The sequence below is a fragment of the Leifsonia xyli subsp. cynodontis genome, assembly GCF_050632205.1.
GTDB lineage: Bacteria > Actinomycetota > Actinomycetes > Actinomycetales > Microbacteriaceae > Leifsonia > Leifsonia xyli_D.
The window spans coordinates 2939275-2965197 of the sequence record NZ_CP192578.1 but is presented as its reverse complement, the minus strand read 5'-3'; the positions used below and the strand labels follow the sequence as shown (position 1 = coordinate 2965197).

General features: G+C 69.5%; 23 protein-coding genes and 1 pseudogene. 10 read left to right on the top strand and 14 right to left on the bottom strand.

All coding sequences use genetic code 11. The features are described from left to right. Positions 1 to 4: 4 nt before the first annotated feature. From ACQ86M_RS14755 to ACQ86M_RS14745, 3 genes are all read left to right on the top strand, one after another. Entirely contained in the window at positions 5 to 379 is a 375-nt protein-coding gene (locus tag ACQ86M_RS14755; protein ID WP_431219369.1) for an META domain-containing protein, read from the top strand. 159 nt (positions 380 to 538) lie between these two features. Then, complete coding sequence (locus ACQ86M_RS14750; protein ID WP_431245976.1) at positions 539 to 1972, top strand: glutamate decarboxylase; 1434 nt, start codon at positions 539 to 541, stop codon at positions 1970 to 1972. 63 nt (positions 1973 to 2035) lie between these two features. After that, entirely contained in the window at positions 2036 to 3676 is a 1641-nt protein-coding gene (locus tag ACQ86M_RS14745; protein ID WP_431245975.1) for an amino acid permease, read from the top strand. Positions 3677 to 3771: 95 nt separating this feature from the next. Here ACQ86M_RS14745 and ACQ86M_RS14740 read toward each other — a convergent pair whose 3' ends face one another. Continuing rightward, positions 3772 to 4677 carry an SDR family oxidoreductase gene (locus ACQ86M_RS14740; protein ID WP_431245974.1) on the bottom strand — a complete coding sequence of 302 codons (906 nt, stop codon included), beginning with the start codon at positions 4675 to 4677 and terminating at the stop codon, positions 3772 to 3774. Between the two features lie 81 nt (positions 4678 to 4758). On the opposite strand from ACQ86M_RS14740, the gene ACQ86M_RS14735 reads away from it, so the two are divergent. After that, complete coding sequence (locus ACQ86M_RS14735; protein ID WP_431245973.1) at positions 4759 to 5322, top strand: TetR family transcriptional regulator; 564 nt, start codon at positions 4759 to 4761, stop codon at positions 5320 to 5322. A gap of 170 nt (positions 5323 to 5492) precedes the next feature. On the opposite strand, the gene rimK is transcribed toward ACQ86M_RS14735, so the two are convergent. Next, positions 5493 to 6692: a 30S ribosomal protein S6--L-glutamate ligase gene (gene rimK / locus ACQ86M_RS14730; protein ID WP_431219364.1), complete on the bottom strand. Its 1200-nt coding sequence runs from the start codon at positions 6690 to 6692 to the stop codon at positions 5493 to 5495. A gap of 26 nt (positions 6693 to 6718) precedes the next feature. Here rimK and ACQ86M_RS14725 point away from each other — a divergent pair, with 26 nt between their 5' ends. Then, positions 6719 to 7195 (top strand): ATP-dependent zinc protease family protein, encoded by a 477-nt coding sequence (locus ACQ86M_RS14725; protein WP_431245972.1) that lies wholly within the window; start codon positions 6719 to 6721, stop codon positions 7193 to 7195. 158 nt (positions 7196 to 7353) lie between these two features. Here ACQ86M_RS14725 and ACQ86M_RS14720 read toward each other — a convergent pair whose 3' ends face one another. After that, complete coding sequence (locus ACQ86M_RS14720) at positions 7354 to 8238, bottom strand: hypothetical protein (protein WP_431245971.1); 885 nt, start codon at positions 8236 to 8238, stop codon at positions 7354 to 7356. A 31-nt stretch (positions 8239 to 8269) separates the two neighbouring features. On the opposite strand from ACQ86M_RS14720, the gene ACQ86M_RS14715 reads away from it, so the two are divergent. Beyond that, entirely contained in the window at positions 8270 to 9157 is an 888-nt protein-coding gene (locus ACQ86M_RS14715) for a DNA-methyltransferase (RefSeq protein WP_431245970.1), read from the top strand. A gap of 9 nt (positions 9158 to 9166) precedes the next feature. Here the strand turns inward: ACQ86M_RS14715 and ACQ86M_RS14710 are convergent, their stop codons facing one another. Next, entirely contained in the window at positions 9167 to 9592 is a 426-nt protein-coding gene (locus ACQ86M_RS14710; RefSeq protein WP_431245969.1) for an SRPBCC family protein, read from the bottom strand. 106 nt (positions 9593 to 9698) lie between these two features. Between ACQ86M_RS14710 and ACQ86M_RS14705 the strand changes: the two genes are divergently transcribed. Further along, the gene (locus ACQ86M_RS14705) at positions 9699 to 10523 is read left to right on the top strand and encodes a phosphatase PAP2 family protein (protein ID WP_431245968.1); all 825 of its coding nucleotides are present in this window, start codon (positions 9699 to 9701) and stop codon (positions 10521 to 10523) included. A 34-nt stretch (positions 10524 to 10557) separates the two neighbouring features. Here ACQ86M_RS14705 and ACQ86M_RS14700 read toward each other — a convergent pair whose 3' ends face one another. Both ACQ86M_RS14700 and ACQ86M_RS14695 read right to left on the bottom strand, forming a co-directional pair. Continuing rightward, on the bottom strand, positions 10558 to 11418 hold the full coding sequence (locus tag ACQ86M_RS14700; protein WP_431245967.1) for an alpha/beta fold hydrolase: 861 nt from the start codon (positions 11416 to 11418) through the stop codon (positions 10558 to 10560). A gap of 14 nt (positions 11419 to 11432) precedes the next feature. Beyond that, positions 11433 to 13142 (bottom strand): SRPBCC family protein, encoded by a 1710-nt coding sequence (locus tag ACQ86M_RS14695; protein ID WP_431245966.1) that lies wholly within the window; start codon positions 13140 to 13142, stop codon positions 11433 to 11435. 45 nt (positions 13143 to 13187) lie between these two features. Here ACQ86M_RS14695 and ACQ86M_RS14690 point away from each other — a divergent pair, with 45 nt between their 5' ends. Continuing rightward, positions 13188 to 13736, top strand: coding sequence for a CGNR zinc finger domain-containing protein (locus ACQ86M_RS14690; protein WP_431245965.1), 549 nt, complete (start codon positions 13188 to 13190; stop codon positions 13734 to 13736). A gap of 112 nt (positions 13737 to 13848) precedes the next feature. On the opposite strand, the pseudogene ACQ86M_RS14685 reads toward ACQ86M_RS14690, so the two are convergent. The 8 genes and pseudogenes from ACQ86M_RS14685 to ACQ86M_RS14650 form a co-directional block, all read right to left on the bottom strand. After that, positions 13849 to 14870 (bottom strand): annotated as a pseudogene (locus ACQ86M_RS14685) (LacI family DNA-binding transcriptional regulator). After that, positions 14867 to 16339 carry a GH1 family beta-glucosidase gene (locus ACQ86M_RS14680; RefSeq protein WP_431245964.1) on the bottom strand — a complete coding sequence of 491 codons (1473 nt, stop codon included), beginning with the start codon at positions 16337 to 16339 and terminating at the stop codon, positions 14867 to 14869. The pseudogene ACQ86M_RS14685 and the gene ACQ86M_RS14680 overlap by 4 nt, the downstream one beginning before the upstream one ends. Before the next feature lie 2 nt (positions 16340 to 16341). Beyond that, positions 16342 to 17229, bottom strand: a complete 888-nt coding sequence (locus ACQ86M_RS14675) for a carbohydrate ABC transporter permease (RefSeq protein WP_431245963.1) — start codon at positions 17227 to 17229, stop codon at positions 16342 to 16344. Beyond that, on the bottom strand, positions 17226 to 18290 hold the full coding sequence (locus ACQ86M_RS14670) for a carbohydrate ABC transporter permease (RefSeq protein ID WP_431219355.1): 1065 nt from the start codon (positions 18288 to 18290) through the stop codon (positions 17226 to 17228). The genes ACQ86M_RS14675 and ACQ86M_RS14670 overlap by 4 nt, the downstream gene beginning before the upstream one ends. A gap of 67 nt (positions 18291 to 18357) precedes the next feature. Next, a complete protein-coding gene (locus tag ACQ86M_RS14665; RefSeq protein ID WP_431245962.1) occupies positions 18358 to 19680 on the bottom strand; it encodes an ABC transporter substrate-binding protein in 1323 nt (440 codons plus the stop codon). Positions 19681 to 19932: 252 nt separating this feature from the next. Beyond that, the gene (locus ACQ86M_RS14660; protein WP_431245961.1) at positions 19933 to 20895 is read right to left on the bottom strand and encodes a DMT family transporter; all 963 of its coding nucleotides are present in this window, start codon (positions 20893 to 20895) and stop codon (positions 19933 to 19935) included. After that, on the bottom strand, positions 20892 to 21755 hold the full coding sequence (locus ACQ86M_RS14655) for an AMP-binding protein (RefSeq protein WP_431245960.1): 864 nt from the start codon (positions 21753 to 21755) through the stop codon (positions 20892 to 20894). Before ACQ86M_RS14655 ends, ACQ86M_RS14660 begins: the two co-directional genes overlap by 4 nt. 711 nt (positions 21756 to 22466) lie before the next feature. Further along, the gene (locus ACQ86M_RS14650) at positions 22467 to 24635 is read right to left on the bottom strand and encodes an MDR family MFS transporter (RefSeq protein ID WP_431245959.1); all 2169 of its coding nucleotides are present in this window, start codon (positions 24633 to 24635) and stop codon (positions 22467 to 22469) included. A 317-nt stretch (positions 24636 to 24952) separates the two neighbouring features. Here ACQ86M_RS14650 and ACQ86M_RS14645 point away from each other — a divergent pair, with 317 nt between their 5' ends. Together ACQ86M_RS14645 and ACQ86M_RS14640 are read left to right on the top strand one after the other, a co-directional pair. Beyond that, the gene (locus ACQ86M_RS14645; RefSeq protein ID WP_431245958.1) at positions 24953 to 25267 is read left to right on the top strand and encodes an IPT/TIG domain-containing protein; all 315 of its coding nucleotides are present in this window, start codon (positions 24953 to 24955) and stop codon (positions 25265 to 25267) included. Beyond that, a complete protein-coding gene (locus ACQ86M_RS14640) occupies positions 25264 to 25866 on the top strand; it encodes an amidase domain-containing protein (protein ID WP_431245957.1) in 603 nt (200 codons plus the stop codon). The genes ACQ86M_RS14645 and ACQ86M_RS14640 overlap by 4 nt, the downstream gene beginning before the upstream one ends. Positions 25867 to 25923 lie beyond the last annotated feature (57 nt).

The following is a 25923-nucleotide window of genomic DNA, read 5'->3' as shown; positions in this document are numbered from 1 at the left end:
GACCATGCTGCAGCACCCACGCGTCCACCGCGCCGCCGCCGTCCTCGCGGCCGTGCTCCTTCTGTCGGGGTGCGCCGGCACGCCGAGCGGGGCGGCCGTCGTCGGCCGCTGGGGGTCGACCGCGTCCGGCCAGCCGAACCTCGACATCCAGAACGACGGCACCTTCTCCGGGACCGACGGCTGCAACCAGCTCACCGGGAAGGGACAGATCGACGGCGACCAGATCACCTTCGGGGCCATCGCCTCCACCATGAAGGCGTGCGAGGGCGTCGACACCTGGCTGAGCAAGGCCGCCACCGGGAACGTCTCCGGCAGCACCATGACGGTCCTCGACGACGGCGGCAGCACGATCGGGACGCTCAAGCGCTCCGGCTCGTGAGAGCCCACCGGCGGTAGCCGATTCTCTGTCTAGCGCGAGCGTTCACCGGGTGATTAGCGTGTGCCCTGCCACGCCCGGCGACGGCACGACAGGCGCGGCGGAGCGGCGCGAGCCCGCATCGCACGAACCGTTTCCCGTGCCGTCGGAGGAGTGAAGCTCATGACCATTGCGGAGTCGAAGGAGCGGACCGCGTCGGACCAGCTGCCCGCCACGGCCTACACCGGTATCAGCGACCGGACCCAGCTCAACCCGATCTTCGCCCGCCCGGGCGAGGACACCGACCTGCCCGTGGACCGCATCCCGGATGACGAGTCGCTGCCGGAGACCGCGTACCAGATCGTGCACGACGAGTCGATGCTCGACGGCAACGCCCGCCTCAACCTGGCGACGTTCGTCGGCACCTGGATGGACGACTACGCCGCCCGGCTCTACGCGGAGTCGGCCGACAAGAACATGATCGACAAGGACGAGTACCCACAGACCGCGGCGATCGAGACGCGCTGCTGGAAGATGATCGCCGGTCTGTGGAACGCGCCGGACCCGGAGAAGGCGATCGGCACCTCCACCATCGGCTCGTCCGAGGCGTGCATGCTGGGCGGCCTGGCCCTGAAGCGCCGCTGGCAGCAGGCCCGCCGCGCGGCAGGCAAGTCGACCGAGAAGCCGAACCTCGTCATGTCGAGCGCCGTGCAGGTCTGCTGGGAGAAGTTCTGCAACTACTGGGACGTCGAGGCGCGGTACGTGCCGATCAGCCTGGAGCACAAGGTGCTCGACGGCCACGACCTCGAGAAGTACGTCGACGAGAACACCATCGGGGTCGTCGCCATCATGGGCGTCACCTACACGGGCATGTACGAGCCGGTGCAGCAGATCTCGGAGGCGCTCGACCGCATCCAGGCCGACACCGGTCTCGACATCAAGATCCACGTCGACGGCGCGTCCGGCGGCATGATCGCCCCGTTCCTGCAGAAGGACCTCGCCTGGGACTTCCGCGTCGACCGCGTCGTCTCCATCAGCACGTCGGCCCACAAGTACGGCCTCGTGTATCCCGGACTCGGCTGGGTGGTGTGGCGCACGGCCGCCGACCTGCCCGCGGACCTGGTGTTCGACGTGACCTACCTCGGCGGCCACATGCCCACGTTCGCACTCAACTTCTCGCGGCCCGGCGCACAGGTGCTGCTGCAGTACTACCTGTTCCTCCGGCTCGGGTGGGACGGCTACTACCGCGTGCAGAAGGCGTCGCAGGACGTCGCCCTCTATCTCTCGGGAGAGATCGCCAAGATGCCGGCCTTCGAGCTGTGGAACGACGGCTCCGACATCCCGGTGTTCGCCTGGCAGCTGAAGAAGGGCCACACCGACAAGTGGACGCTGTACCACCTGTCCGAGCGGCTGCGGCTGAAGGGCTGGCTCATCCCCGCCTACCCGATGCCGGACGACCTGACGGACCTGACCGTCCAGCGCATCGTCGTCCGCAACGGGCTCAGCCGCAACCTGGCCGAGTCGCTCGTCGTCGACATCCAGGAGGCCGTGGACTACCTCGACCGCCTCGAGAGCCCGATGCCCACGGAGGGCCAGACGAGCTCCTTCACCCACTGATCGCCGCATGGGCGGTCGGAACAATCGGCGCACGCGCGCCCCCACCAGAGCGGGAGAAAGAACATGACCGCAATCAGCGAACCCGGCAGGGCCGGCGCCGCGCCGACCCGGGCGGACGGCACGACCGCGCCGTCGCCCGAGCACGTGAAGCCGCATCCCTTCGCCTCGGTGCCGCACAAGCCCGCCATCGGCTCGCCCGCGACGACCGCCACCAAGTTCATGAGCCTGACGCAGCTGGCGATGCTGACCGTGGTCGCCGTCGCCTCGCTGCGCAGCCTCCCCGCCATGGCCGGCTACGGCCTGGGGTCGGTGACGCTGTTCATCATCCCGGCGATCTTCTTCCTGATCCCGGTCGCCCTGGTCGCGGCCGAGCTCGCGACCGGCTGGAAGGGCGGCGTCTTCACCTGGGTGCGGATGGCGTTCGGCGAGAAGTGGGGGTTCCAGGCGATCTGGCTGCAGTGGGTGCAGAACGTGGTCTGGTACCCGACCCAGATCGCGTTCATCGCGGCGTCGCTGGCGTTCGTGTTCCTCGATCCGAATCTGGCGAATTCGGGTTTCTACACGGCGATCGTCATCCTCGTCATCTACTGGTTCTCGACGTTCATCACCCTGCGCGGGGGCAACCTGTTCGCCAAGGTCGGCTCGTGGTCGGGCCTCGCCGGCACGATCTTTCCGGGCCTGCTGCTGATCGTGTTCGGGGCGATCTGGCTCGGGACGGGCCAGGGCAGCCAGACCCCGCTGACCGCGTCGGCGATCATCCCGCCGTTCACGGGCATCGCCTCCATCGTGCTGATCGTGTCGAACGTGCTCGCGTATGCCGGCATGGAGGTCAACGCGGTGCACGCGAACGACCTGAAGAATCCGGGGAGCGGATACCCGAAGACGGTGCTCATCGCCTCCCTGCTGATCCTGGGCATCTTCATCTTCCCGACGATCGCGATCTCGGTCGCGGTGCCGTCGTCGGAGCTGGGGCTCACCACGGGGATCAACCTGGCGTTCAAGACGTACTTCGACGCCTGGGGGATGGGATGGGCGACGCCGGTCATCTCGCTGCTCATCGCGCTGGGAGCCTTCGCCTCGGTCGTGACGTGGATCGCAGGTCCGTCCCGCGGTCTGCTCGCGGCGGCGCGCTCCGGGTACCTGCCGACGTTCCTGCAGCGGCGGAACAAGGCGGGCGTGCAGGTCGGCATCCTGAACGTGCAGGGGATCGTCGTGACGCTGCTGGCGGCGCTGTTCATCTTCGTGCCGAACATCAACACGGCGTTCATCCTGCTGGTGGATATGGCGGCCGCGCTCTACCTGATCATGTACATGATGATGTTCGCGGCGGCGATGCGGCTGCGGCGTACGCACGCGCAGGTCGTCCGGACGTACCGCACTCCGGCCATGGGGCTGATCGCGACCATCGGCTTCATCGCCTGCTTCGCGGCCTTCGCGCTCGGATTCGTGCCGCCGGAGGGCTTCGCGCAGGGGGCGCCGGGATGGGCGTATCCGCTGCTGGTGGCGGTCGTCGTGATCATCCTCGGCGTGCCTCCGCTCATCTTCTACGCGATGCGCAAGCCCCATTGGGACCAGCGGACCGCGCAGGAGAAGGCCGCCTTCGACGACGTGCTGGTCAACCCCGGGGCGACGGCGCCGGAGACCGCCCAGCCCGGGACATCGAGCGCCCCGCCGGCGCCGCCCGCTCCGACCGCCCCCGCCTGAGGCCCTCGGGGCCGGCTCCGACTCGCGCTCCTCCGTCCCGCCGAGTGGCGACATCATGTCGCGACTCGGCGGGCGAAGGCGCGTCTACTCACCACTCAGGCGGCGGCGGGAGCGGCGTAGGCACCCGCAGCGAGGTCCTCGAGCAGGGTCGGCCCGGTCGGCTCCCAGCCGAGGCGAGCCCGGGTGAGTGCGCTGGAGGCGGGGATGTCGGCCGAGAAGAACCGCCCGATCCAGCCGAAGTGATCGTCCACGTCGCCCGGGTCCACCGACGCGACCGGCACGCCGACCGCGTCGCCGATCGCCTCGGCGATGCGCCGTGCCGGGATGCCCTCCTCGGCGATCGCGTGCACGACCGGTGACGCCTGGGGGTCCGCCAGGGCGAGCCGCACGAGCGTCGCGGCGTCGCTGCGGTGCACGGCCGGCCAGCGGTTCGTGCCGTCGCCGACGTACCCGGCGACGCCCTTCTCGCGGGCGATGCCGGCGAGCGCCGCCGTGAAGCCGTGGTCGCCGGCCCCGTGCACGGTCGGCGCGAAGCGCAGGGCGACCGGGTGGATGCCGCGGGCGGCGGCCTCGAGAGCGAGCGGCTCGACGCCGCCGCGAGGGGCGTCCGGCCCGCTGAACGGCGACGGGTCCTCCTCCGTCGCGAGCCGCCCGGGCGCCAGCGCCGCGATGCCGGAGGCGAAGAGCAGCGGCTTGCCGCTTCCGTCGAGCGCGTCGAGGAAGGTCGTCATGACCGCCTGTTCCGTCCGGCCGGACGCGGCGTAGTCGCTGAAGTCGTGCTTGAAACCGAGGTGCACGACGGCGTCGGCGGTCGTCGCCGCCTGGCGCAGGGTGTCGAGGTCGTCGAGATCCCCCGATACCGGCTCCACGCCCGCGGCCCGCAGGCGCTCGGCGGACGCCGTGGATCTCGCCAGGCCGGCGACCTCGTGGCCCGCCGCGAGAAGTTCCGGCACGACGGCCGAACCGATCCATCCGGATGCTCCGGTGACGAATACGCGCATGGTGCGCTCCCTCCGTTGATGTCAGTGACTGTCGTCACATTAGCACCGATGTCATCGACTGTCATCACTACAATGGGGAGCATGGGACGCTGGCAGCCGGACGCGCAGGGGCGGTTGTCGCGAGCCGCTCTCGAGCTCTTCGCCGACCCGGGCTACGAGCAGACGACCGTCGCCGACATCGCGCAGCGCGCCGGCGTCACGGAGCGGACCTTCTTCCGTTACTTCGCGGACAAGCGCGAGGTGCTCTTCGCCGGCTCGCCGCACTTCCAGGCGGGCGTGCTCGCAGGCATCGAAGCGGCGCCCTCCGATGCCTCGGCGCTCCAGGCGGCCACCGCGGGAGTGGATGCTGCGGCGACCCTCTTGCAGGAGAGCGGAGACCCCGAGTTCCCGCGCCTCCGCGCGGCGGTGATCGCGGCGAATCCCAGCCTCCAGGAGCGCGAACTCCTGAAGCTCGCCACAGTGACGTCCGCCGCCTCCCGCGCACTGCAGGCCCGGGGTTCGAGCCCTGCCGAGGCGGATGTCGCCGCCCAAGCCGCTATGGCCGCCTTCCACCTCGCGTTCGTGCGGTGGGTCACCTCCGACGAGCGCCTCGACCTGCGTGAGCTCGTCGCGGAGAAGGTCGCGGCGTTCCGCGCCCTCTTCTGACGTCCTCCTCCGGTTCCCGCCGAGTGGCGACATCATGTCGCAACTCGGCGGCCGAAGGCGCGTCTACTCACCACTCGTGCGGTGGGCGTCGGCGGGCGTCGGTGCTCAGGATGCCGGATGCAGCACCACGCAGCAGCGCGTGGTTGACGCCGCAGACCACTCCGGGGCGCTCAGTCCTCGGTGAGCGCCTCCTGCGCCTCCTTCGGCAGCTTGCGCACCTTGGCTCGTCGCTTCCGGCGGTCCGGGATCATGGAGCGCATCTCCTCCAGGCGTCCGAAGCACAGCAGGCGGTCGCCCGACTCCAGCACCACGCCGCTGCGCGGATTCGGGATGACGGAGGTGCCGCGGTGCAGCGTCAGCACCGAGATGTCCCGGTCGGCGAGGCCGGAGTCGCGCAGCATCTTGCCGACCAGGTCCGCGTTCGTGTGCACGAGCAGTTCGGCCACGCCGTACCCGGTCGAGACGCTGAGACGCTGGCGCACGTCGATCTCGGGGAACGCCACCTGGTTGTCGATGAAGTCGATGATGGCGCCGGCCACATCCAGCCCGGTCGCCCGCTCGATGCCCTCGAGCCCGGGCGAGGAGTTGACCTCCATCACGAGCGGCCCGTCCTTGCCCTCGAGCATGTCGACGCCCGCCACCCGGAGACCCATGATCTGGGCGGAGCGCACGGCCGCCTCCTCGAACTCCGGCGTCAGGGCGACCTTCTCGACGGTGCCGCCGCGGTGCACGTTCGACCGGAACTCGTCGCCGCTCGCCACCCGCCGCATCGCCGCGACGACCCGGTCGCCGACCACGAGCGCGCGGATGTCGCGGCCGCGGCTCTCGGAGATGAAGCTCTGGATGAGCACGTTCTGCTTCGTCGAATGCAGCGTCTCGATGATGGACTCCGCGATCTTCGCCTCCGGCGCGAGGATGACGCCGATGCCCTGCGTGCCCTCGAGCAGCTTGATCACGACCGGGGCACCGCCGACGCGCTCGATCGCCATGCGCACATCCGCTCGGCTGTTCACGAACGCCGTGCGGGGCATCCCGATGTTGTGGCGCGACAGGATCTGCGTGGCGCGCAGCTTGTCGCGGGAGTTCGTGATGCCGTTCGCGGTGTTCGGTGTGTACACATCCATCTGCTCGAACTGCCGCACGACGGCCGTGCCGTAGTACGTGATCGAGTTGCCGATGCGCGGCAGGATCGCGTCGTAGTCCGACAGCAGACGGCCGCGGTACTGCAGGTCGGGCTCGTCGCCCGAGAGGTCGATCGCGAACCGCAGCGTGTTCAGGACCTTGACCGTGTGCCCGCGGCTCTCGGCGGCCGATCGCAGGCGCTGCGTCGAGTACGCGTGCGGGGCGCGCGAGAGGATGGCGAGTTTCACGGGGGAGCTCCTGCGAAGATGGGGGAATGGCCGACACCCATCTAAACACCGACACGGTCGGCTGGCGCGAGTGGGTGGGCCTGCCCGGCATCGGCGTGCCGTGGATCAAGGTGAAGGTCGACACCGGAGCCCGCAGTTCCTCCCTCCACGCCTTCGATATCGAGGAGCTGCCCGGCGACCGCGTGCGGTTCAGCGTGCACCCCTGGCAGGACTCCGACCGGGATGCGGTCACCACCGAGTGCGCGGTGCACGACCGCCGCGTGGTGCGCAGCTCGTCCGGTCACACGGAGGAGCGCGTCGTGGTGCTGCTCGAGCTGGTGCTCGGGCAGCGGAGGGTCACGGCCGAGACGACGCTGACGAACCGCGACCAGATGGGGTTCCGGATGCTGGTGGGCCGGGAGGCGCTGCGGCAGGGCTTCCTGGTGGACCCGGCGCGGTCCTTCCTCGCCGGGCGTCCGCCGCGCGAGATCCGTCGCCGCAACCGCGGGCGCGAGATCGGCTGACGGCCTCGCGCCTCTCTCCGCCGCTGCGCCCGCGGAAAGGGAGGAAGCCGCGCCGCGACACGCCGATGACGTCGGGATAGGGAGGAGACGGCTGGCGCCAACGGCCCGGCACTCCTCCGTTTCCGACCGACCGACCGGCCGGCCGGCCCGCCTCCGCCCTACTCCTCGCCGAGCCCGAGCTCGCGGCGCCAGTGCGCCAGGAACTCCGCCCCCGCGTCGTCGTGGATCGCGTCGCCGATCGTGATCACCTGGTACGGCCGGTCGAGCACGCCGTCCGCGGGGCGCACATCCACGTGGGCGACCTCGTAGCCGGCGTCGTGCACGTAGTCGGCCATCTTGTAGTCGCTCCGCGAGTCGCCGACCGAGCGCCAGCGGCGCGGCAGCGGTCCGCGGGCGGCGAAGTAGTCGAAGGCGCGCTGCGCGCCGCGGTCCTTGTCGAGCAGCACCGACTCGATGTCGGTCGAGATGATGGTCGGGTCGATGCGGAACGGGACCGCGCCGTCCGCATCGGGCGTCTCCCGCGAGCCGTAGCGGAGGCCGACGCCGAGCCCGGTCAGCACGTCGAACGCCGCATCCTCGAACCGCCCCTGCGCCTCCCGGTAGGTGTCCGCATCCACGTCGGTGCGCTGCTCCACCGAGATCATCGCGCGCTTCGTCTCGTCGAAGAACATCGTGTCGGCGAAACGGTCGCGCACCAGCCGGCGGACCGCATCCACCGCCTCGGGAGAGAAGGCGACCGTCTCGTCGACCGTGACCTCGCCCATCCCGTCGCCCGTGATGGGCGCCCAGGCGCCGCCCTTCTCGAACACGCCGAACATGCGTGCCCCGTGCTGTTCGAGCGCGTCGCCGAGGCCCGCGTCGCAGAGCGGATTCACCACCTGGTTGCGGATGAAGTCGCCCGACCGGCCCGTGATGAACGCGATCGGCACGCCCGCGGCGGCGATGGCGACCAGGTCGGTCACGATGCTGCGGATGGCGATGGTGCGGGTGACCGGGCTCGCGAGGGGGCCGTCGACGTCGAAGAGCAGTCCGAGATTGTGCACAGTCCATTCTCTCCGCTGCGAGAATGGACGCATGTCGCAGCCCGTCCCCGCAGCCCGACCGCTGTGGCATCCGGATGCGCCGAGCACCGTCGCGCACGGCGACAATCTGGAGGTGCTGGCCGGGCTGCCCGACGCATCCTTCCGGCTGATCTACCTCGACCCGCCGTTCAACACCGGGCGGCCGCAGGCACGGCAGACGCTCACCTCCGTCCGCTCGGAGGGCGGTGCGGGCAGCGTGATCGGCTTCAAGGGCCGCAGCTACGAGCGCATCAAAGGCGACCTGCTGCGTTACGACGACCGGTTCGAGGACTACTGGGGCTTCCTCGAGCCGCGGCTCATCGAGGCCTGGCGCGTGCTCGCCGACGACGGGACGCTGTACCTGCACCTGGACTACCGCGAGTCCCACTACGCCAAGGTGCTGCTGGATGCGCTGTTCGGCCGCGAGTCGTTCCTCAACGAGATCATCTGGGCCTACGACTACGGCGCCAAGCCCAAGAACCGCTGGCCGGCCAAGCACGACACGATCCTCGTCTACGTGAAGGATCCGGCGGCCTACCACTTCGACTCGGCGGCCGTCGAGCGCGAGCCGTACATGGCGCCCGGCCTCGTCACCCCCGAGAAGGCGCAGCTCGGCAAGCTGCCGACCGACGTGTGGTGGCACACCATCGTGTCGCCCACCGGGCGCGAGAAGACCGGGTACCCGACCCAGAAGCCGGAGGGCGTGCTGCGCCGGATCGTGCAGGCGTCCAGCCGCGAGGGGGATTGGGTGCTCGACTTCTTCGCGGGCAGCGGCACGACCGGGGCGGTCGCCGCGTCCCTGGGCCGTCGCTTCCTGCTGGTCGACAGCAACCCTGCGGCGATCGACGTGATGCGCGACCGGCTGGCCGGAGCCGAGCCCGAGGTCCGCTTCGTCGTCTGATCGTCCGGTTCATCCCGGATGCTCGACGTGTGCCTTGAGCGCCCGCATGGTCCTCCTGCTCTCGGCCGCCGCCATCCGCACGAGCATCGGCTGCATCGCCCGGAAGACGCCCCGTGTGGCGAGTTCGCCGACCCGCGTGACGTGCGTGACACCCGGACTCGCTGCGGCGACGTCGTAGCGGATGTCCGCATCCAGTGCTCCGGATGGCAGCGCCTGGTGGAAGTGCAAGGCACGGTCGGGATCCTCGTCGAGCAGGCGCCCGCGCATCCGGCCGACGGTGGTCGTATCCACGTAGCCCGCGCGCTCATCCACCCGGGTCCCGCGGTAGACGAGGGAGTGGCGGAGCCAGCGCGGGTAGGCGCCCAGCGTGCGGAGCGCGAGGTACACGTCGTGCGCCGGCGCCGCGATGTCGATGGTGTTCGTGATGCGTCGCATGCGCCCGGTCTACGCCGGGTCGCGGGCGGCCGTCGAGCGTAGTTCTACCCCTTCCTGGGCGTTCGTCCGGGAATCTCAGGGTCGTCTGTGGAAGGGTGGATGCACTATGCGTTCGAGTCTCCGCGCCCTGCCCTTCCTCTGGGGTGCGCTCGTCTCGGCCGGGCTGTTCGCGGCCGTCTACCTGGTCTTCGTGCAGAGCTACATCGGGCAGGTGATCGACGAGCGGGCGTTCGCCGGGGCAGATGCCTGGAAGGGCGACGTCATCGACTTCGCGCGCGGCTTCCTCGACGCGCTGCCCGCCGCATCCGTCGCCATCGGGGCCCTGGCCGCCCTCGCGATCGTGCTCGTGCGGCGCAACTGGCTGGTCTTCGCGGTCGCCGTCGGAGCCGCGGTCGGGGCCAATGTCAGCACGCAACTGCTGAAGTACACCATCCTGTCGCGACCGCAGAAGGGGGTGGATGTAGGGCTCGCCAACTCGCTCCCGTCCGGTCACACCGCGGTCGCCGCGTCCGCCGCGCTCGTCGTCTTCCTGCTCGCCTCGCCGCGCTATCGGCCGCTGGCCGCGGTGATCGGGTCGGTGTTCACGATCGCGGCCGGCGCGTCCACCCTCGTGGAGCAGTGGCACCGGCCGAGCGATGTGGTCGCGGGGATGCTGGTCGTCGCGTTCTGGGGGTGCCTCGCGGGTATCGTGCTGTCGTGGCTGCGCCTGCCGGGCGCCGAGCCGCCGGTGCGGAGCAAGCTCTGGCCGCTGGTCTGGGTGGGTGCGGTCTGCGCTGCCGGGTCCATCATCGCCCTGCTCGTCACGTACTTCTCGACGCAGTCGGGGACGGAGCACCTGTTCATCGCGTACGCCGGCGGCGTGGCGGCGATCGTCGCGACGGGCTTCGTGCTGGCGGCGCTGGGCAACCGGCTGTACCGCCGGCTCGCCTGACCGGATCAGCGCAGGCGCGTCGCGCCACTCACCCTCACGCTCGGAAGAACGCCTCGAGCTCTCGGGCCAGCTCGTCTGGCGCCTCTTCGGCCACATGGTGGCCGCTCTCGATCCCGTGGCCGCGCGCATCCACCGCCCAGTCGCGCCAGACGGCGAGCGGGTCGCCGAAGAGCTGCTCGAGGTCGTCGCGCAGCGACCACAGCACCAGGAGCGGCATCGTGAGCTTCCGTCCCGCAGCCCGGTCGGCCTCCTCGTCGGCGCGGTCGACGGTGAGGCCGGCGCGGTAGTCCTCGAGCATCGCGCGCACGACCGCGGGGCGGTGCACCGCCTCCCGCCGCTCGGCGAGGTTCTCGAGCCCCATCGCATCCGGGTCGCCGCGGTACCAGGCGTCCGGGTCGGCGCCGATCACGCGCTCGGGCACGTCCGGCTGGGCGAAGAAGAACCAGTGGAACCACTGCGTGGCGAACTCGGGCGTCATGCGATCGAGGTGCTCCGCGATCGGGATGCAGTCGAGCAGTGCGACGCGATCCACCGCCTCCGGGTGGTCCATCGCCAGGCGGAACGCCGCGTAGCTGCCGCGGTCGTGCCCGACGAGGCCGAAGCGCTCGTGGCCGAGCGTGCGCATCAGGGCGAGGACGTCGTCCGCCATCGCCCGTTTCGACGCCTGGGAGTGGTCGGCACGCGGCGCGGGCGCCGTCGACCGGCCGTAGCCGCGCAGGTCCGGCACGACGACCGTGAAGCCGTTCCCGGCGAGCACGGGCGCGACGCGGTGCCAGGTGGCGCCCGTCCGCGGGTGGCCGTGCAGCAGCGCTACGGGCGGACCGTCTCCGCGGAAGCGGACGTGGATGCGCGCATCCCCGACCTCGACGTCGGCGACCTCGAAACCCTCGAACACGTCGGCGTGGGAGGTCAGGCCTGGGCGCGCAGGTTCTCGGCGATCTTCGCCAGCGAGCCGTCGAGCGCCTGCTGCATCCCGTCGAACTCGTGTGTCGTGTGGATGGTGAGCTCGACCCCGTCGTCGGTCAGCCGCAGCGAGCCGTGGTAGTCGTGCGGCCCGGGAGCGGACCAGGTCACCTCGCGGGCGGCGCGGTCGACGTCGAACTCCGCCTCGGAGGTGACCGTCTCATCCTTGCCGTCGCGGTCGGCGTCGACATGTGCGGTCGTCTCGACCTTGCCGTCCGGGAGCTCGTGCGCCTCGGTCACGCGCGGGAAGTAGGCGGGCAGGTTCTCCGGGTCGGAGATGTAGTCGAAGTACTCGTCGGCGTCGCCCTCGAGCGGCCGTGTCGCGGTATACGTTGGCATGCCGCGACGGTACGCCCGCCCCCGCGCAGCGCAACCGGCGTCGTCGTCGCGTCCAGTGGCGGATCGGTCGGCCTCCGAGTGCTCCTTCGCGCCTCGAGTGGTGAGTAGATGCTCCTTCGCGCGTCGAGTGGCGACATGATGTCGCAACTCGCGGCCGAGGGCGGCGTCCACCGCGACGGCGACGAGCGTCAGCCCGCACACCGCGGCGGCGCATGACGTCACGACGGCCGGCCCGAGCGGCGCGACGAGACCGGCGGCTGCGACACCGAGCGCGCTCCCGCCGACCTTCACCCCGGCGACGGTCGCGAAGACGCGGGCGGCCGCGCCCGGCGGAGAGTACTCCGTGCGAGCGGCCAGCGTCGCGGCGAGCAGCGCAGAGCTGGCCGCCCCGATCAGCGCGAAAGCGACGCCGCCGATCGCAGTCCCCGCCTGCGGCATCGGCAGAGCGAGGAGGGGCAGCAGCAGCGCGGCGCCCGCGAACGCCACGCCGACGCGCACGAGGCGTTCCGGATCCCCCGTGAGCGGGCGTGCGACGAGGACGACGGATGCGACGAGACCGCCGGCGCCGTAGAGCGACATGAGCACGGCGGCGGCCGCGGGGTCGGACCCGCGCTGCGCGGCGAACGCCGTCGCGATGACCGGGGCCGCGGCGAGGGCGGCCGCCGAGCCGATGGTCGCGATGGTCGTCCGCCGCAAGGGGGCGTGGACCACGAGCAGACGCAGAACGCTGCCCGACGCAGCGCGCGAAGCGGCGTTCGCGCCCGACGGAAGCCACAGCACCACGACGGCGGCGACGGTCAGCAGGAGCGCGGTACCGGCCAGTGCCCCCGACGGGCTCATTGTGGTCGCCGCGACCGCCACCGCGGCGGGCCCGATCGTTGCGGAGACGCCGTACGTCAGCGCATCCAGTGCATGACCCCGCCGCTGGGCGCGTCCCTCGGTTTGCACGATCCCGGCGAGCCGGCTGCTCAGCCCGCCGGTCACAAGAGGACCGGCGCATCCGGCACCGGCGAGCGCGAGCGCGGCGCCGGCGACGGTGACCGGAAGGAGAACGGCCGCGAGGACGACGAACACGGCGTACCAGGCGAAGGCGGCGGCGAGCACCGGCCCGGGCCGGCGTCGCGCATCCAGTAACCGTCCGGCGAGGGGTCCGACGAGATGCGGGACCGTGAGGGCGGCGGCCAGCAGTCCGCCCGCGGCAGGACCCGCCACGGCCGTGCCCGCGAGGACAGCGGCGACGATCGCTCCCGCGTCGGCCGACCGAGCCGCCACCGCCGCAGTCGCGTACACGAAGACACCGCCGGTCCGCCCCCTCATTGCCGCTACGTTGCCCGCTCGCGCGTCACCTGTCAAGATGGTGACGTGGGTTTCGAGTTCGTGGCGGGCAATCTCGCCCTCGACTTCGTCGCGACGGTCGCCGAGCGCCGCACGACGGCGGTGGAACGCGTACCGACACCGGCAGCGCTGGCGCAGTGGTTCGCCGACGCCGGCGTGGTGGATGCGCCTCCCGCGGTCGACGGGGCCGGTCACCGCGACGCCCTCCGCCTGCGCGAGACGATCTGGGCGCTGCTGACCACGGACGCGGCGCATCCGCTGGACTACGACGCCGTGCGCGAGCTCGATCGTTACGCCGCGCGGCCCGTTCCCGTCGCGACGCTGAGCTCCGACCGCGCGGTCGTCACCTCAGGTGATCTGTCCGCCTGCCTGGCGGCCGTCGCACGTGCGGCCGTCGACGCATTCCGCCCCGAGAACGCCTCCCACCTCAAGTGGTGCGAGGGGACGGACTGCACCCGGCCGTTCCTGGACGTCTCCCGCGCATCCAACCGCCGCTGGTGCGGGATGTCCGGTTGCGGCGACCGCGCCAAGGCCGCCGCCTACCGCGCGCGCCGCCGCCGAACCCCAGCCGCCTGACCGCCCGACCGCCCGTCCCGCCCGTCCGCCCGTCGAGTGGTGAGTGGATGCGCTTTGGCGCGTCGAGTGGTGACATGATGTCGCGACTCGGCGCCGGGCGCAGCCGCCCGCCTCACGTGCTCTGGCGGATCACCAGCTCCGTCGGCAGCAGCGTGACGCGCTCGACCGCCTCCCCGGCGAGGCGGCGCACCAGCACGCGCGCCATCGCCTCGCCGAGCCCGATCGACGGCTGGTGCACGGTCGTCAGCGGCGGCGTGGACATGAGGCCGAAGCTGTCGTCGTCGTAGCCGACCACGGCGATGTCGCCCGGGATGCTGAGCCCTGCCTCGTGGATGGCCGCGTACGCGCCGGCCGCCATCTGGTCGTTCGCGGCGAAGAGCCCGTCGATCGGGCGCCCGTCCGCGAGCAGGCGACGCATGGCCTCCCGGCCCGACGCCGGGGAGAAGTCCCCGTAGGCGACCCGCGTCGCATCGAGCCCGGCCGCATCCATCGCCAACTTCCAGCCGGTGTAGCGGTCGAGCCCGGCGGGCATGTCCTGGGGGCCGGTGATCAGGGCGATGTTCCGCCGGCCCTTCTGGATGAGGTGGTCGGTCGCGACCTGGGCCCCGGCGACGTTGTCCACATCCACGTAGTACGAGAGGTGCTCCGTCTCGCTCACCGGCCGTCCGCCGAAGACCATCGGCAGGGATGCGCCCAGCTGCGCGTACGAGTGATCGCCCGAGTGGTGCGACACGACCAGCGCGCCGTCGACGTTGCCGCCCATCAGGTAGCGCCGCGTCTTGTCGGGGTTCGTCTCCGACGAGATGACCATGTTGAGCGTGTACTCGGTGTCCGCGAGGCTCAGCGCGACGCCCTGCACGATGGACGCGAAGAACGGGTCGGCGAAGACCTTCGCCGTCGACTCCGGCACCACCAGCGCCACCACCTGCGTGCGCCGCGAGGCGAGCGAGCGGGCGGCGCGATTGGGGACGTAATTGAGGTCGGCGATGGCCCGCTCGACGGCCGCGACGACCTCCGCGGTCACCTTCGGAGACCCGTTCACCACCCGGGAGACGGTCGCGCGCGACACCCCGCGCGCGCGGCGACGGCCTCCAGGGTCGGGACCACCCGGCCCGCGATCTGCTCGGTCGTCATCGCGTCTCCTCGTCGCTTTGGTCCATGCTAGACGCGCGACGCGACGGCCTCAGGCAGGGCGCCCCCGTCCGCGCTCCGGCGATCACCTGAGCGAACGCCCTGCCTGAGTCTTTGACGGTCCGCTCCTGCGTCCCGTAGTCGACGCGCACGATCCCGAATCGCTTCTCGTAGCCCCACGCCCACTCGAAGTTGTCGAGCAGCGACCACACGAAGTACCCGCGCACATCCGCACCCTCGTCGATCGCGCGGCCGACGGCGTCGATGTGGGCGAGGATGTACGCCGCGCGCTCCGTGTCGTGCACCCGGCCGTCCTCCGCTACGACGTCGTCGTAGGCGGCCCCGTTCTCGGTGATGTACAGCGGCGGGAGGGTCGGGTAGTCGCGCGTGAGCCGCACCAGCAGGGCGCGGAGCCCGTCGGGGTTGACCTCCCAGCCCATCGCGGTGGTGGGCAGGTGCCGCGTCGGAAAGGTCACGTACTCGCTCCCGACGAACGGCGAGGAGGTGGGCCGCGTGGTCGGCACGACCGGCTCCGGCTGGTCCTCCCCGGCCGGATGCCCGCTGACGTTGTCGTCGTGGTAGTGGTTCACGCCGAGGAAGTCGAGCGGCTGCGCGATGATGTCCAGGTCGCCCTCGCGCACCAGCTCGTCGAACTCGTACTCGCGCACGTCCTCCAGCACGTCGGCCGGATACGCGCCGAGCAGCAGCGGCTCGAGGTACATGCGGTTCCACAGGCCGTCGATGCGGCGGGCCGCCTCGAGGTCGGCCGGGTCGGCCGGATCGTTCGGGACCGCCGTCGTCAGGTTCAGCGTGATCCCGAGCCGGAGCTCCTCCGGGCGCGCCGCCCGCGAGCGGATCGCCGCCGCCGCGAGCCCGTGCGCCAGGTGCTGGTGGTGCAGCGCCGCGAGTCCGGCGCGCGGCTCCTGCCGGCCGGGGGCGTGCTCACCGCCCGCATACCCGATCAGCGACGAGCACAGCGGCTCGTTGAACGTCGTCCAGTGGTCCACCCGGTCGCCCAGCGCGTCGTGCACGGCGACCGCGTAGTCGGCGAACCGGTACGCGGTGTCACGGTTCGCCCATCCACCCTTCTCCTCCAGCGCCTGCGGCAGGTCCCAGTGGTACAGCGTCAGCCACGGCAGGATGCCCGCGCCGAGCAGCTCGTCCACCAACCGGTCGTAGAACGCGAGACCGGCACGGTTGACCGTGCGGTCCCCCGGCTTCACGCGCGCCCAGGACGTGGAGAAGCGGTACGACTGCAGCCCGAGGGACGCCATCAGCGCGACATCCTGCGGCATGCGGTGGTAGTGGTCGACCGCCACCTCCGGGGTGTCGCCGCCGGCGATCGCGTTGGGGACGCGCGCGAAGGCATCCCAGATCGAGTCCTCCTTGCCGCCCTCGTGGGCGGCGCCTTCGATCTGCGCGGCGGCGGTGGCCGAGCCCCAGAGGAAGCCGGTGGGCCAGGTGCGGTTCATTCTCAGCCTTTCACCGCGCCCGCCATGATGCCGGAGACGAGCTGCCGGCCGGCGAGGACGAAGAGGATCAGGAGGGGGATGGTGGCGAGCACGGCCCCGGCGAGCACGATCGAGTAGTCGACGTACTTCGCCGACTGCAGCTGGCTCAGCGCGACCTGCAGCGTCGGATTCTGCGGCGCGACGAGCAGCGGCCAGAGGTAGTCCGTCCACGCGGTCATGAAGGTGAACAGGCCGAGGATCGCCATCGCGGGCCGCGCGGCCGGGACGCCGACGTGCCAGAAGGTGCGGATCATGTTCGCGCCGTCGACGCGGGCCGCCTCGATCAGCTCGTCCGGGATCACATCCACCAGGTACTGCCGCATGAAGAAGACGCCGAACGCCGTCACGAGGGTCGGCACGATCACCGCGCCGAGCGTCCCGGTCCAGCCGAACTGCTTCATCACCATGAAGAGCGGGATGATGCCGAGCTGCGTCGGCACGGCGAGTGTCCCGACGACGAAGACCATCAGGCCCTCGCGGCCGCGGAACCGCAGCTTGGCGAACGCGTAGCCGGCGAGCGTCGAGAACGCGACGACCGAGAGCGTGATCACCGACGCCACGATGATGGAGTTGCCGAGCGCCAGCCAGAAGGGGACCGTGTCGAGCACTTGGCCCACGTTCGTCCAGAACTGCCCGCCCGGCAGCAGGGGCGGCCACGTGGAGGTGAGAACGGTGCTGTTGCTGGATCCGGCGACGAACGACCACCACAGCGGGTACGCGCCGCCGATGAAGATCGCGAGCAGGATACCGTAGGTCAGGAAGCCGGGGCGCCGGTCGATGCCGAGCGCCTTGCGCTTGGGGGCAGGCGCGGGAGCCGTGCGGGTGGATGCGGTGCGCAGGGTGGCGGTCACAGGTTCTTCTCCTCGCTCGATGCGGCCAGGATGCGCGACGCCTGCAGGCGCTTCGCGGTCCGCTTGCGGTGCAGCCGGGTCTCGGTGGAGGCGATCCGGCGCGAGATCAGGAAGTTCAGGACGCCGAAGATCACGATCAGCAGGAACAGCATCCAGGCGATGGCCGACGCCTTGCCGAAGTTCTGCCGGTTGAACGCCATGTCCCACAGGTAGAGCACAGTCGTCTGGTACTGCCGCTGGGGACCGCCCGGAACCGCGCTCGACGGGTTGAACAGCTTCGGCTCGGTGAAGATCTGCAGGCCGCCGATCGTGGCCGTGATGATGACGAAGATCATGGTCGGGCGGATGCTCGGCAGCGTGATCGAGAAGAAGCGGCGGAACGACCCGGCGCCGTCCAGGGCGGCGGACTCGTGGATGTCACGCGGCACCGCCTGCATGGCGGCCAGCAGGATGAGCGCGTTGTAGCCCGTCCAGCGCCAGTTCACCATCGTCGCGATGGCGACGTGCGACGGGAAGGTCTCGGTCTTCCACATCACCGGGTCGAGGTGGAACGCCTGGAGGAGGTTGTTGATCAGTCCGTACTTCTCGTCGAACGCGCTCGAGAAGATCAGGGTCACCGCGACCGGGGTGACGACGTAGGGGAGCAGGACGCTCATGCGCCAGAAGGTCTTCGCCCGCAGGTTCTGGTCGAGCACGGCGGCGATGAAGACGGCGGCGATCAGCTGCGGGATGGCCGAGAGCAGGAAGATGCTGATCGTGTTGAACAGCGAGTTCCAGAAGAACGGATCGCTCAGCTCGGTCGCGTAGTTCTTGAAGCCGACCCATTCGCCCGGACCGGTCAGCAGGTTCCAGTTGTTGAGCGAGACGACGAACGTGTAGATGAGCGGGAACAGGCCGACGAGCCCGAACAGGACGAAGAACGGCGCCACGTAGAAGTAGGGCGACGCCTTCACATCGAAGCGGCTCAGCCGCTGCTTGAAGCTGAGGTCGCCGCGGCCCGAGCGCCCGCGCGGCGTCGCGGGGGTGACGGGTGCGGTCTCCCGTGTGGCGGTGGTGGTCATTGCGGTTCTCCCGTGGTTCGGGCCCCCGCCGCGCGTGGTGCAGCGGGGGCCCGGTGTCGGTTTCGGGTTACTTGTTGACGACCAGCTGGTCGAGCAGCTTCATGGCGTTGTTCCATGCCTGCTCGCCGTTCGCCTTCTTGGAGTCGAGCTCCTGGACGGACGGCCCGAACACCTGCGACTGGATGACCGAGTCGTCCGGTCCCTTGTACTGGGCCACGACGCCCTTCGCGCGCTCGCCGAGGATCTGCCCGATCGGCGCGTTGTTGAAGAACTTCGTCAGGTCGCTCTCACCCGTGACGCCGGCATCCGTCTGCGCCGCCGTGACCGAGGGGAACGTGCCCGCCGCCTGGAAGGTCTGGACCTGCGACTTGGCGGTGGTCAGCCACGCGGCGAGGGCCGCGGCCTCCTTCGGGTGCTTCGACTGCTTCGGGACCGTCAGGAACGATCCGCCCCAGTTGGCTGCGCCGCCCGGGAACACGTTGGCGAAGTCCCAGCCGGTGGTGGCGTCGCCGCCGCCCGCCTTGACCTGGCCCTGCACGACGCCGAGCATCCAGCCGGGGCAGACGAACGTGGCGAAGGATCCGTCGGTGAACGCCTTGCCCTTGCCCCAGTCCCACTGGGTCTGGTTGGAGGAGAGGCCGGCCGCCGCGCCCCCGGCGAGCTTGGACCACAGCGCCTTGAGGTCGCTGTTGTCCTTGATGTTGAGCTTGCCGTCCTTGGTGTAGTAGCCCTCCGGCTGCTGGTTCACCATGGCGTTCCAGATGAAGCCGGACTGGTCGTACCAGGCCTTCCCGGTGGCGGCGTGGTACTGCTCGCCGACCTTGAAGAAGTCGTCCCAGGTGGCGTTGTCGCCGCCGAAGAGCTTCGCGACCGAGTCGCGGTCGCTCGGCAGGCCGGCCGCGGCGAAGAGCTTGCCGTTGTAGCAGAGGCCTTCCGGCCCGATGTCGGTGCCGTAGCCGATGATGCGGCCGCTCTTGTCGGTGGCCTGCTTCAGCTTCCAGTCGACCCAGCGGCTCTTGATGTCGTTGGCGCCGTAGTCCTTGAGGTCGTTGAACTGGTCGCTGACCTGCATGACCTTGCTGAGCCATCCCTCTTCGACGGCCTGCACGTCGGGCAGGCCGCTGCCGGCCGCCTGCTTCGTCTGCCAGTCGGTGAGCGCGTTGTCACCGGTGTCGATGTTGGTGGCCTTGATCTTGATGTTCGGGTGCTCCTTCTCGTACTGCGAGTAGAGCTTGTCGAATCCCATCGTGCCGAACGTGGTGACGGTGAGCGTCACCGGGTCCGAGCTGGATCCGCTGCCGCCGCTGGATGAGCATCCGGCGGCGATGAGGGCGAAGGACGCCGCGCCGGCGACGGCCGCGGCGATCCTGGTGCGTCGTGAAAGCTTCACGGGTTCACTCCTTTGTGCGTGGGTCTGTGTGCGCCTGTAGAGCGTGGGAGCGCTCTCATTCGCTAGACGTGAGAGCGCTCTCACTGCTTGGGGGAGAATCTAGATCGCGTCCCGGCCGCGTGTCAAGTCCTGCGTGGTCGCGCTCTCATCGGCGTGTTTGCGAGGTTGCCGCTGAAAGCCTAACCGGCCGCCACCTCCGGAGAGGTGACGGCCGTTTCTGCAGAGCGGGTGTAGGTCGGTGCGAGCCCATCGTCAGCGGACGGGTTGGCTGGATTCGGCCTCCTCGCGGCTGTTCTTGCGCGCCTTGGCTCCGGCCCGCCGAGACCAAACGTTGTTGACGAGCAATCCTGCGATGACGCAGAGGGCTCCCGCGACTGCCGCAGTGGTGGGCAGGACTCCGGTCGTGATGGTCACGATGGAGTAGGTGGTGATGGGAACGAGGTTCATGAACAAGGTTCCGTTGATCGGACCGAGCATCTTGTTGCCCTGGTTCCAGAACAGGACGGCGACGACGCCGGCAAGAACGATCAGGTAGCTCAGTTCCGGCCATCCGGCGATGATGGCCGGCAGTGAAGGAGGCGTGACGAAGCCCGTGAGCGTGGCGACGATCGTCGCGATCGCGATAGTTGGGCAGCCGAGAATGGTCGTGAGTGTCGTGTACCGCAGGGTGGACCACGCGGGAACGCTGGCCGCGCCGCGCGTGTAGACCACCCAGCAGATGGCGCCGAGCAACGCCAGCAGCTCGCCGAGGCTGTCGCGGGCCGAGATGAGGTGCGTGTAGTCGCCCTTGGTCAATACCAAGGAGACGCCGAAGAAGGCGATGAGAATCGCCACGATCGTATACACGGGAGGCAGCTTCTTGGTGGCAGCCGCTGCAATGACGGCGCCGATCGCGGGCATCATGGCCATGATCAGGCTCACATTCGCAGCGGAGGTATAGGTCAGCGCGGTGAAAGCGAGCAGACCGAAGCCGGCGAACCCAGCGCTCCCCAGGAGGAAGAGCCGCCAACCCTGGCCCTCCAGCCGGAAGGCGGCCGTCCCTTCGGCCCGCTGAAGCATCACCGCCAGGATCAAAGCGACCACGCTGTAACGGATGAGGGTCATCGCGAACATGTTGACGGTGGGCTCGAGCACTGCGGCGATGGGGAACATGCCTCCCCAGATCAGTGGAGGGATCAGACAGAGCAGGAGGGCCCGGACGTGTGAGTTCTTCATAGTGCGCTTTCATCTCGGATAGTGGAAAGGCTCGAAGCAAGGTCGAATTTCCCGGTGGAGCTGTAGCTCAATCGCGGTACCACATGGGCGCTGATCGGCAGATCCACGCCGCGGAGCCGTCCGACGCGTATCGCCAAATACTCCAAGAGGGAGGGGTCGATATCGGCCGTCGCGCTGGCGAGCAATGCGGTAACCGTGTTGCTGGCCTCCACGGCGACAGCGGCGTCCTCCACGCCAGAAAGAAGATGCAGATCGTTCTCGAACCCGACTAGATCACCGCACGCGCTCGGCGCCGCATCCAGACTCGCCCGTCCGAGGATTGTCAGGGCGCCGTCGGACGCGAACATCCCGATGTCCGCCGTGAGGATGTAGTGCACTCCATCGATCTGGACACTCGGAATCGGGCCGCTGTCATAGGCCTCCGCGTTCATGTACGACGCAATGGCGACTCGGCCGGGGACACCCGGCGAGACCTCGCTTCCTTCGCCGTCGACCACCACGATGCTTGAGCCCTCAAGAATCGTTCCGGAGGTCCGGGGATCGATCGTGAGGTCGAGCGGGTCCGCGATCGCGTTCACGCCGGTCTCGGTCGTGCCGTAGTAGGAGTGCAGCACCGGTCCGATTGTGCGAGTCACCCCGCCGACAAGCGCAGGCGCGAGGTGCCGTCCGCCGGTGAGAAGGAAGCGCACCTGTCGGCACACCAGAGTGTCGCCGTATCTGTCGCGCACAGCATCGACAACCTGCGTGAGCACCGGGGGAACGATGAGGCTGGCGGATATCGCGTTCGTCGTGAGCTGCCGGGCGATGTCCGTCGCATCGGCTTGCCCGATGACGACTGTGGCGCGGGATGACGGTTCCACCGGCCTCCTCGCGGAGGTTGGCGAACTCGGCGGCTCTATCCGTACCCGTGAGGTGGACGAGGACGGCGCCCCGGTCGCCATGTCGCACAGACAAAGCGGGCTTCAGCCGGTCGATCTGGTGCGCCCTCACCTCTGGGCTACGGCTCGCGTCGAGCGCGACCCAGGGAATCCGAGCGCTCGCCAACGCGCTGCCGATCACGAACGCGTCGATGCAAGCAGGGACCTCGAAGACCGCCGAGGCGTCCGGCGCACTGACGTTCTGATTCAACCAGGCGAGTGTCCTGCGGACCTCCTCGCGGTACCGCTCCCAGGCGATGGAGACATCGCCGTGTTCGAGCGCGATAGCGTTCGGCCGAATCGCGGCGTGACGAGTGATCCTGTCGAGGGGAATCATTGGGATGTTCTTTCTTCGCTCATCGTTGGAAGGCAATGTCGACGCTCGTGGCGAACGGGTGAACTGTCAATTCTGCCCCGGGGCCCCAAGGGGATATCAGCGGATCTAACCCCCCGTTGAAAGGCGCGCGGGCCAGCGCGGAGGCCGGCGCAGGCGAGGCGGTGACAGGGATCGCCAGGGGGCGACCTCGTTCGCGCTCCCTGACTCTCGACCGTGGCCGGATGGTGGCCAGTTGCGTCTCTTCGCGGCCAGATGCGGAAAAGCGAAACGGCCGCCACCTCCGGAGAGGTGACGGCCGTTCGCCTGGTGAGGTGCGGTCAGTCCGTCGCCGGCCGTGGGCGCTGCGCCCGGGTGGACGCGGTGTCGGCTCCCGGCTCGACCAGCGCGCCGAACTCGTTCGCGGCGCGGTTCGCCAGGAGGCCCGTGTCGTACTCCTCGTCGTCGTCCTCCGAGAGCGAGGCGTACGCGCCGACCGGCTCGCGCTCGGCGGCCTTCGCGGCGTCGGCTGCCGCCGCGTCGTCCGCCGCCTCCTGCAGGGCGGACTTGGCGCGCAGCGGCGGCGTCTTGAAGAACAGCGACAGGATGAAGGCGACCAGCACCACGATCATCGCGACCCAGTACACCTGCACCGCCGAGGCGTTGAACGCGACCAGGAACGGTTTCGTCAGCCGCGGGTCGGCGCCGTTCAGGAACGACGTGTCGTTGGTCGCCGAGCTGTTTCCCGACGTGTTCTGCTTCTTCAGGGTGTCCTGGATCTTCGGGACGATGGAGTCGACGAACTGCGAGCGCGCCGCCTCGTCCGAGAAGTCCAGCGTGACGGTGCCGTCTGCGGCGACCTTCGCGTAGGGGGCCTTCTGCTCGATCGCCGCTCCGGCCTTGGCGTTGGCGGTCGCGACCGCCTGTGCCTCGGCGGCGGCCTGCGCCTGCGCCGGGATGGCGCCCGATGCGACGCCCGCGGCGACGGCGGCCTTGGCGGCATCCTGCGCCTTCGTCACTCCCGCCTGCAGGGCCGACTGGGTGGCCTTCGTCGTCTGGTCGACGATCTTGTTGTAGCTCTGCTCCATGATCTGCTTGTTCTCGGGAGCGCTGGCCACCGACGGCGTGAACGCCGCGTCGAGGGCGGAGGTCAGCGTCTGGGTGTCGGTCAGTGACGTCTTGATGTTCGTCGGGAACACCGTGAACAACAGCGAGAGCAGCACGGCCGTGCCGAGCGTTCCACCGATCTGACGGAAGAACGTGGATGAGCTGGTCGCCACACCCATGTCGCGCAGGCCGACCGAGTTCTGGCTCGCGATCGTCAGCGTCTGCATCAGCTGGCCCAGGCCGAGGCCGATGAGCAGCATGGCGCCGGCGATGAACCAGTACGAGCCGTCGTAGTGGATGAAGGTCAGGTAGAAGAACCCGCCCGCCAGCATCGCCGTGCCGATGATCGGGAACTGGCGGTAGTGCCCGGTGCGGGCGATGATCTGGCCCGAGACGATGGACGACACCATCAGGCCGAGGATCATCGGCAGCAGCTGCAGTCCCGACACGGTCGGGCTGGAGCCGAGCACGATCTGGAGGTACAGCGGGAGGGTGAGCATGGCGCCGAACATCCCGAAGCCGACCAGGACGCCGATGACCGTGGCCATCGAGAACGTGCTGGAGCGGAACAGCTTGATCGGGATGAGCGCGTCGTCCTTCATCGCGATCTCGATCAGGATGAAGGCGATGATCCCCACTCCGCCGATCACGTAGCAGGCGATGGCGGCCGGGCTGTCCCAGCCCCACTCGCGGCCCTGCTCGGCGACGAGGAGCAGCGGGACGAGCGCCACGATGACGCCGGCCGCACCCCACCAGTCGATTCGCGCGGAGCCGCGCTCGCGCTTCGGCAGGTGCAGGAAGCGGAGGACCATGCCCAGAGCGATGATGCCGATCGGCACGTTGATGAGGAACACCCAGCGCCAGCCGGTGATCCAGAGGATCTCGTCCGCGCCGGCGAACAGGCCGCCGACGAGCGGGCCGATCAGGCTGGAGATGCCGAAGACGGCGAGGAAGTAGCCCTGGTACTTGGCGCGCTCGCGCGGTGCGAGCATGTCGCCCATGATGGCGAGCGGCATCGACATCAGACCACCGGCGCCGAGGCCCTGGATGGCCCGGAACGCCGCGAGCTCGAGCATCGAGGTCGAGAACGACGCGAAGATGGAGCCGATGATGAAGATGACGATCGCGATGACGAACAGCGGCCGGCGGCCGAAGATGTCGGAGAGCTTGCCGTAGATCGGCGTCGAGATCGTCGAGAGGATGAGGTACCCGGTGGTGACCCAGGCCTGCTCGCTGAGCCCGTGGAGGTCGTCGCCGATGGTGCGGATCGCGGTTCCGACGACGGTCTGGTCGAGGGCGGAGAGGAACATGCCGGCCATGAGGCCGAAGATCACGAGAAGGATCTCGCGATGCGACATGATCGGTTTGGGTGCGGCGGTCGCCGCGGCGGTCTGACTGGACATCTGTCTCCGTGTGAAGAGTCGGGTGTGGGGACGCCCGGCACGCGGAGCGTCACACCGGTGTGGGGCAAATAGAATTTTGCGGAGACTGCAAAGTTACACCCTCTGCCACGGGCGTCACAACGCCGTCGCGCCCCATCCGGGCGCACCGTTCGCCAGTGGCGAACGCCATCGTGCGTCCCAGCTGGGGCAGGGCCGTCATGCACCGCGGACGCGCGCAAAACGAATGAAAATGGCCCCCGTCCAGGTGACGCAAATAATGCGCGCGTACGGTGGTGGACGCCGATCCCGACCGCCTCCGAATCAGCCCCGAAGGTTGTATGAGTTTTCTCAGCCGCACCCGCCGTCCTCTCGTCCGCCGCACCCTGGTGCTCGGAGCCGTCGCCGCCTCCGCCGCGCTCGTCTTCAGTGGATGCGCAGGCGAGCCGTCGCCCGTGACCAAGGCCATCGCTCAAGCGGCTGCGCCCTCGGCGGCATCGGCGTCGTCGGTGGTGTCGTCCATCCAGCCGGCGACCGGGAGCGTCTCGGGCGGAACGGTGACCCTGACCGGCACCAACCTCGACAACGTCGGCGCCGTCACGATCGGGGGCAGCCCGCCACCGTCACCCAGGCGACCGACGACAAGGTCGTCGTGAGCGTGCCCGCCGCGGCGAACTTCCAGGCGGGGAACGTTCCGGTCACCGTGACGGACAAGAGCGGCAAGCCCGTCACGACGTCCGCGAGCACCTACGGGTACCAGGTGCAGACGCCGGTCGACAAGCAGCTCGCGTATGCGCTCACCTACTGGAAGAACTACAACACCGCCGAGTTCGGCGATCTGAACCCCGTCGGCGGCGACTGCGCCAACTTCGTCAGCCAGACCCTGCTCGCCCGCGGCTGGCAGATGAACTCCGAGTGGTACAACCACGACGCCGCCGAGGACTGGAGCCCCGCGTGGGGCTACGTGCCGGCGATGGACAACTACTTCCGGGAGAACGCGGCGTCGCTCGGGCTCACCGAGTACCCGTTGGACCAGCGCGACAAGATCAAGGTCGGCGACATCGTCATGTTCGACTGGAACGACAACGACTCGCTCGACCATGTGCAGCTCGTCTCCGCTGTGCAGAACGTCAACGGCCAGATCAAGATCAAGATGGCCGGCCACAACGAGGACAGCGACTACCGCGACCTCGACGAGGCGATCACCGTCGACCACCCCGGCGGCATCGGCCACTTCTGGAGCCTGTCGAAGTAGCAACCGTGCTGCCGAGCGCGGCATCCGGTCAGCGTCCATCCGGTCGTCGATCGGGTG

Excerpts from the sequence above, each read along its gene's own strand:
- ACQ86M_RS14755 (WP_431219369.1), top strand. The coding sequence starts at position 5 with ATGCTGCAGCACCCACGCGTCCACCGCGCCGCCGCCGTCCTCGCGGCC.
- ACQ86M_RS14750 (WP_431245976.1), top strand. The coding sequence starts at position 539 with ATGACCATTGCGGAGTCGAAGGAGCGGACCGCGTCGGACCAGCTGCCC.
- ACQ86M_RS14745 (WP_431245975.1), top strand. The coding sequence starts at position 2,036 with ATGACCGCAATCAGCGAACCCGGCAGGGCCGGCGCCGCGCCGACCCGG.
- ACQ86M_RS14740 (WP_431245974.1), bottom strand. The coding sequence starts at position 4,677 with ATGCGCGTATTCGTCACCGGAGCATCCGGATGGATCGGTTCGGCCGTC.
- ACQ86M_RS14735 (WP_431245973.1), top strand. The coding sequence starts at position 4,759 with ATGGGACGCTGGCAGCCGGACGCGCAGGGGCGGTTGTCGCGAGCCGCT.
- ACQ86M_RS14725 (WP_431245972.1), top strand. The coding sequence starts at position 6,719 with ATGGCCGACACCCATCTAAACACCGACACGGTCGGCTGGCGCGAGTGG.
- ACQ86M_RS14715 (WP_431245970.1), top strand. The coding sequence starts at position 8,270 with ATGTCGCAGCCCGTCCCCGCAGCCCGACCGCTGTGGCATCCGGATGCG.
- ACQ86M_RS14710 (WP_431245969.1), bottom strand. The coding sequence starts at position 9,592 with ATGCGACGCATCACGAACACCATCGACATCGCGGCGCCGGCGCACGAC.
- ACQ86M_RS14705 (WP_431245968.1), top strand. The coding sequence starts at position 9,699 with ATGCGTTCGAGTCTCCGCGCCCTGCCCTTCCTCTGGGGTGCGCTCGTC.
- ACQ86M_RS14695 (WP_431245966.1), bottom strand. The coding sequence starts at position 13,142 with ATGAGGGGGCGGACCGGCGGTGTCTTCGTGTACGCGACTGCGGCGGTG.
- ACQ86M_RS14680 (WP_431245964.1), bottom strand. The coding sequence starts at position 16,339 with ATGAACCGCACCTGGCCCACCGGCTTCCTCTGGGGCTCGGCCACCGCC.
- ACQ86M_RS14670 (WP_431219355.1), bottom strand. The coding sequence starts at position 18,290 with ATGACCACCACCGCCACACGGGAGACCGCACCCGTCACCCCCGCGACG.
- ACQ86M_RS14660 (WP_431245961.1), bottom strand. The coding sequence starts at position 20,895 with ATGAAGAACTCACACGTCCGGGCCCTCCTGCTCTGTCTGATCCCTCCA.
- ACQ86M_RS14650 (WP_431245959.1), bottom strand. The coding sequence starts at position 24,635 with ATGTCCAGTCAGACCGCCGCGGCGACCGCCGCACCCAAACCGATCATG.
- ACQ86M_RS14645 (WP_431245958.1), top strand. The coding sequence starts at position 24,953 with ATGAGTTTTCTCAGCCGCACCCGCCGTCCTCTCGTCCGCCGCACCCTG.